Source organism: Streptomyces chattanoogensis, assembly GCF_001294335.1.
Taxonomy (GTDB): domain Bacteria; phylum Actinomycetota; class Actinomycetes; order Streptomycetales; family Streptomycetaceae; genus Streptomyces; species Streptomyces chattanoogensis.
This window is the reverse complement of record NZ_LGKG01000172.1, coordinates 64,360-70,359: the sequence shown is the minus strand read 5'-3', so window position 1 is coordinate 70,359 and position 6,000 is coordinate 64,360. Positions and strand designations below refer to the sequence as shown.

The window sequence follows — 6,000 nt, the reverse complement described above, 5'->3', positions numbered from 1 at the left end:
GTGACAAGGCAAGCACAGGTCTTGGCGATCGTCTCGACTACCTCCCTTGACTGAGTCCCTCGTCGAACGTCGCCACATCATGGTCGCGCCGCATGGGAGGACTCCTTGTCCTGCCCGGCCAGGTCTCCGTCTTTGCCGTAGAAGAGGTCCTTGTTCGCGCTGTTCCAGTTCTCCACGACCTGCAAGCCCTCGTGGATCTCCTGGCGCAGCTCGACGTCGGCGAGATAGTCGCAGACGAACGAGGTACGCACCGCGCGGCCCAGCTCCTCGATCGCTTGGTAGGTGGGGTGTTTCGGGCCTCCGCGGGTGAAACGACGCAGGACCTGTTCGGCCTCGGCGGTGCCCAGGCGCAGGGCGGTGGTGTACTTCACGATCTGGTCGTACTGCTGGCGGATCAGGTCCCAGTTGATCGTCTTGGTGGACAGCACCGGCGCCAGGTTCGGCCAGTTCTCGTCCTCCCCGGCCGCGGGCCGGTACAGCCGGGCGGAGCCGATGTTCTTCAGCCTCGGCATCAGCTTGAAGTCGAGCATGTGCGCGAAGGCGAAGCCGACGATGGAGGCGCCGTGCGTGTCGGTGTACTGCCGGTCGACCTCCATGTCGGTGCAGTGCCTCAGCACGCCCTCGATCATCGCTGCGACCTCGGAGGCCGAACAGGACTTCATCTGGGAGTAGATGCAGACCGACTTCCGCTCGACGTGCCAGTAGATGAGCACGCCGGGGCCTCGGTAGCGCTGGTGCCACTCGGTCATCAAGTTCGAGGACCAGGAGCCAAACTTGCGGCTGTCGGAGGCGCAGGCCGTGCCACTTCCCCACCACAGCTCGTCGCGGGCGGCGAAGGTGGCGTTCACCAGCTTCCGCAAGGCGGCGCGCAGGTTGGCCCGGTTGACGAACAGGTGCCGCACCCGTCGCAGCGTCGCCTCGCTCTCGCCGTGCTTGCCGGTCACCGCGACCCGCTTGATGCCCATGTTGGTGCCCAGGGCGAACAGCACGAGCAGCAGCCGGCGCCGCAGTACCTCCCTTGAGAGGTTCTCGCGGGTGGCGACGGAGGCGAACTCGGCGATGAAGTCGGTTTCGAACTCGGCGTACTTCAGGATGTCGAGCAGGTCGATGGTGCCCCAGCGCCGCTCGATCTCTCCTTTGATCGCCACCAGCGATTCCGGTTCCTCCTGCTTGCCACGCGGGGACACACGGATCCAGGGCTCGCCGTGCTTCTTCACGATCGCCACCCTGCCCGTGGTGCCCTCCGCCAGAGCGCTGTCGAAACGGTCCAACGAGGCCCGCAGCTTGCGCTGGAGCGCGGTGATGAAAGCGCCGGCGTCCTGCGGCTGACGGATCGCGGCGTAGTGGACATCCCGGTTGTCCTCGAAGTCGGCAGGCAGGTCGTCCTCCGGGTTACGCCACCGGTTCGCGCCCACCCCCCAGATCTCCCGCCGCCGCAGCGCGTCCCGCAGCGACACGAGCACACACAGCTCGTACGGGATGCGCTCGACGCGGCCCTTGTCGTCCACCACCGCCACCCGCCACGGCTCCGGGACCACCCCGTCCAGCGGCACCGTCTCCGCCGCATCGAAGAACGCGCCCTCCCGCAGCGGCTGCTCCAGATACCGCCTCAGCAACTCGATCGCGTCCATCACCGGCCGGTAGGCGGTGTTGTTGCACTTCAGCTCCAACGCCCCCAGCAACGGCGCCAGCATCCGCCGCCAGTGCGCCGAGTACGACGAGCGCAGCACCGTACGGACCCGGGCCTTGTAGCGGGCCTCGTTCGCCGCGGCCTCCGCCGCCAGCGCCCTGAGCGTCTTCTCCCCGCCGACCACCGGGAAGATCACCCGCCGCACCGTGCCGGACGGCTCCGACAGCGCGGCCTCCGCCACCCGCAGCAGCATCGCCTCCTTGCCCCTGACCTTCCTCAGCTCCGCCCCCAGTTCCTTCTCGACCTTCCGTTCCGCCCGGGTGTTGATCTTCAGTACGAGCTGGATGAACAGGTCCACCAACGAGTCGGTGATCTCCGTCTGCCTCACGTGGCACAGCGTGGCCAGCAGCGTCAGGCGCCGCGGCGGCTTCATCCGCTCCAGGTTCGCCGGGTACTCCTTCGACGCCCGCGCCCGCCAGGCGTCCACCAACTTCTCCGACACGTCCGCGAACAGGTCCGCGGGCAGCTCCAGGCGCCGCACCCGCTTCAGCTTGTTCACCTCGGCCAGCAGGCTCTCCAGGCCCGGGGCGCCGGGGTCAGTCTTCAGCTCGGCGAAGTGCGACCGTCCGCCCCCGGCCACCGCGCCGTCCTTGTCAGCGCTCTCTTCCGTGCCGTCGGCCGCGACCAGGTCTTCCAGCCGCGAGCGGGTCGCGTGGCTGAGTCGGTCCATCGTGCCGCGGCAGAACCGCTTCTCGAAGTCCTTGACCGCCTTGCCCACCAGGCGCCGCACCTGCCCTGGTGCCGGCGGTTCGATGTGGTCGTTGCGGCACCGCGCCACCACAGCGGCCGCCAGCCGGTCCCGGGACAGCTCTACCGGGCACAGCTCGGTGGCCAGCCACGCGGCCAGGCAGTCCTGGTCCTCCTCGGTGTTCGCACGGAACGCGTACGCCGTCCGGATCTCGCCCCGGTGCCGCTGGATCGCCTTGCTCTGCCAGTCGTAGTCCGCCCATGCCTCCGCCGGCACCTTCACCTGCTGAGCCACGTACTCCACCGCGGCTGCCGGCACTTCCTTGGCCGACTCCGGGAACCGGGCCTCCACTTCGAAGTACTTCAGCAGCAGCGCGAACCCGAGCCTGGTTGCCCCGGACTTGTTCCGCACCCGCTTCATGTCGTCTTCGAGCAGCGTCCAGACCTCGATCAGGTCTTCCGGCTCCCAGTCCTGCCGCACGCGCCCCGCCCTCCCACCGAGGTCACTCGTCCAGCTCAACGAGACGCCCAGCGAGGGGAAACGACGACCACAGAGTCACACAGCGCTACACGTCCGTTCGCCGTAGCTATACGAGAACACGGCCTTCGAGGGAGGCAAAAGCCAGCACGAGCCGCCTGACCTGCGTTCCGGGTGTGATCACTCCCCGGCGGGGGCGGCATGTCAGTCAGCTCGAAGAGCGGAACGGTGAACCTGACCCGGTTACACAAGCCCGCCCTGCCGGCTGGCTCACTTGGAGCCGGAGCAGCCACATGACGAAGAGCTTCTGCCGATTCAATATGATCATCATGCAACTTCGGCCCGCGGACAGCGGGTGGGAGTCGTGCGTCTGTGGTCCAAGGAAAGACGTCCACCAACCGGTGGGAGATGCAGGTGCAAGGCCTGCCGGGCGCTCCATCAGAAGGTCCCCTCTCTCGCGAGGAGGGGACCTTCGGCGTTCTTCACGAGAACGCCTTCTCAGAAAAAAGCCCTTCCGGCTTGAGCCATCAATCCGGTCGTTTCAGGCGTGGTCCCTGGCTGGTGCGGCTGTAGCAAGCCGGGACCGGCTCCACTGCGGTGAGAGCTGCGTGATGGCGTCAGTCGTTTCCGCCGGTCTGGCCGGCGTTCTGGGTGATGGTGAACTGCACGAATTCGGCGGGGCGTACGGGTGCGACGCCGATGTCACAGACCACCTGACCGGCATCGAGCGTTACCTTGGTGTTATTCGTGTCGTCGCAGATCACGTAGAACGCCTCGTCGGGATTCCGCCCCTGCAACGCCCCCTGTCGCCATTGGTCGGTCAGGAAGCTGGTGACCGAGTTCCGCAGTGCTTCCCGCAGCTTGTCGCCATTGTCCTCGAATACCGTCCAAGTGCTTGACTGCTGGATGGAGTCGGAGAGGTAGGAGACGAGGCGCCGGACGTTGAGGTATTTCCAGTCGCGGCTGGTGGACCGTGTCCGCGCGCCCCATACCAGCAGGCCCCGGTCGGGGAAGACCCGCAGGCAGTTGACGCCCTTGTCGTTGAGCTCCCCGTTCTGGTCGTCCGTGAGCTGGGTGTGCAGCTCACGGACGCCGCGCAGGTTCTGGTTGGCCGGCGCTTTGAACACGCCGCGCTCGGTGTCCGTGCGGGCCCACACGCCTGCCACGTGCCCCGACGGCGGCACCGTCCGCGGCACCCCGTCCACCCCGGGGACCTTCACCCACGGGTAGTACAACGCCGTGAACGCCGCCTCGTCCGTGTCTTGTGCCGCGAGCGTGCCGACGAATTCCTTGAGGGCATCGACAGACTGCTCTGGCGGCACGTCGACAATTGCCATCCTGTTGCGCTGTTTGGTGCAGTGGGCGAGCACCTTGTCGATGAGCGCCGTGCCGGCCGTCAGGTCCGGTTGCGGCAGGGCTGAGCTGTCGGTGGCGGCCACGGTCATGTCCCAGAGGCTGGGCGCGGCGACCATGGTCACCTCGGGAACCGTCTCCAGCCCCGCCAGACCCGTGCGCTTGTCGGTGTCGCCGACGAGGGCCGTCGCGGTCACCGGCTGGTCCGCGGCAAGGAAGCCGACGACGTAGCAGGAGGTGCCGCCGTTGGCGAAGAACCCGTACACCGCCTCGGCCAGCCGGAGGCACCGCTGGAGGACCTGGACCCGCTTGAACTCCGCGGAGGACAGCTCCTCGTCGTTCTGCTGCTTCTTGAGCAGGCCGGCCAGCTCATCGCCCAGCTCAGTGATGCTGTAGCGGTCGACGAACTCCCGCCAGCCACGCACCCGCTGGGGAACGACGCGTTCACTCGCATCGAATGGAGGAGTCGACCGTTCGACGGCGCCGCTGCCCAGCACCTCGGTGTACCCGAGGAACGCAGGCGTCGACGTCCCCGCCCCCACGATCGTGTATGCGCCGTTGAATTCGTCGCTGCCGTAGACACCCGCAGGCCTCGTGGCCATCGGTGCTTCCCCTTTCGCTCAGCCGGCGCCCTTCGCCGGTGAAGTGCCCGTAGGCGATCGTCACGCCATCCGCCGCGCTCCCGAACCGCCCCGACACGGAGCTCTTCCCGGCGGGGCCTCATGCCTCGCCGGGATGACTGTGGCGGACTGTCGGCTTCCCAGCGCTGAGGTCGTACTACCGGTGGCGCGACGGCTAGCCGGTCGGCCTCTCACTGCCCAGTGAAACTTGCCAATAACCCTCTGCAACCAGCTGTCCGCGAGCACATGCCGACCCGGCCAACGCACCATGCGCAGCAGCAGTTAACCCACATCAACTCCCGCGACGACCAGGTCACCTGGACACACGCGGTACGGCTCGCGGGCATCTGCGGAATCCTGGCCTCCATCGCCTGGCTCCTCGGCGACATCCTCCTGCTGGGCAAGCCCATGGCCTCCTCAGACCGCTACCCGATCCTGGGTGCGTACGACGGCGTCACCGGCGACTCCCTCGCCGCCATGTTGCCCGCCTCCACCACCCGCCTGGCCTGGGGCGCCCTGCTCGGCGTCCTGACCGGCCCGTTCTATCTCGCCGCCTGCTGGCACCTCTACCGCGGCCTGCGCCCGGCCCGCCGCCTCCTCTCCCTCCCCCCGTTCCTCCTCCTGGCCACCGGCTTCGTCCTCGCCCCCTTCGTACACGGCTCCTTCTTCTACTGGGGCCAGGCCGCCAAAGCCGTCCACGGCTCCGGCTCCGGCTCCGGCTCCCCCGTCCTCACCGCCCCCCGGCGACTTCGCCACCGTCCTCTTCATCCCCTACGCCCTCCTCCTGGCCTGCTGGCTCACCGCTTCCTTGTGGATGACGGTCGCCATCCTGCGCGGCGCCACCTCTTTCCCCCGCTGGATGTGCGCCGCCACTCCCCTCGTCTGTATCCTCATCGGCCAGCTCCTCGCCAAGGGCATCCCAGGCCCGGCAGGCGTCCTCCTCCAGGGTTCCCAACTCAGCCTCGCCAACCTCCTGTTCTTCACCTTGACCACCATCACCCTGTGGAACGCCCACCGCCGCGCGGCCGCATCGGCATCGGCGCCGCCTGAGGATCCCGCAGGGCCGCGCCCGTAGCCGACCGACCACTCAGGGACGAGTCCGAGCCTGACCACAAGACGATCTACCAGGAGTCCCGTTCGCCCCTCTATACGCTCGGCCTTGACCAACCGTC

The 6,000-nt window shown here is 67.8% G+C and carries 3 protein-coding genes and 2 pseudogenes; 3 read left to right on the top strand and 2 right to left on the bottom strand.

Annotation, left to right across the window (positions count from 1 at the left end; translation table 11 throughout):
• Positions 1 to 77: 77 nt before the first annotated feature.
• The gene (locus ADL29_RS32635; protein WP_157878635.1) at positions 78 to 2,858 is read right to left on the bottom strand and encodes a Tn3 family transposase; all 2,781 of its coding nucleotides are present in this window, start codon (positions 2,856 to 2,858) and stop codon (positions 78 to 80) included.
• Between the two features lie 363 nt (positions 2,859 to 3,221).
• Between ADL29_RS32635 and ADL29_RS43815 the strand changes: the two are divergent.
• Positions 3,222 to 3,293: pseudogene (locus ADL29_RS43815) on the top strand.
• 179 nt (positions 3,294 to 3,472) lie between these two features.
• On the opposite strand, the gene ADL29_RS32630 reads toward ADL29_RS43815, so the two are convergent.
• Entirely contained in the window at positions 3,473 to 4,810 is a 1,338-nt protein-coding gene (locus ADL29_RS32630; RefSeq protein ID WP_053927151.1) for a phage tail sheath family protein, read from the bottom strand.
• A gap of 264 nt (positions 4,811 to 5,074) precedes the next feature.
• Between ADL29_RS32630 and ADL29_RS46775 the strand changes: the two are divergent.
• Positions 5,075 to 5,488: pseudogene (locus ADL29_RS46775) on the top strand (DUF6796 family protein); the annotation flags it as partial.
• Between the two features lie 154 nt (positions 5,489 to 5,642).
• Positions 5,643 to 5,903, top strand: coding sequence for a DUF6796 family protein (locus ADL29_RS46770; RefSeq protein WP_245689725.1), 261 nt, complete (start codon positions 5,643 to 5,645; stop codon positions 5,901 to 5,903).
• The last annotated feature ends 97 nt before the right edge of the window (positions 5,904 to 6,000 follow it).

What these genes read in the sequence shown, in the direction of transcription:
- ADL29_RS32630 (WP_053927151.1), bottom strand. Translation starts at nt 4,810, where the DNA reads ATGGCCACGAGGCCTGCGGGTGTCTACGGCAGCGACGAATTCAACGGC.
- ADL29_RS46770 (WP_245689725.1), top strand. Translation starts at nt 5,643, where the DNA reads ATGACGGTCGCCATCCTGCGCGGCGCCACCTCTTTCCCCCGCTGGATG.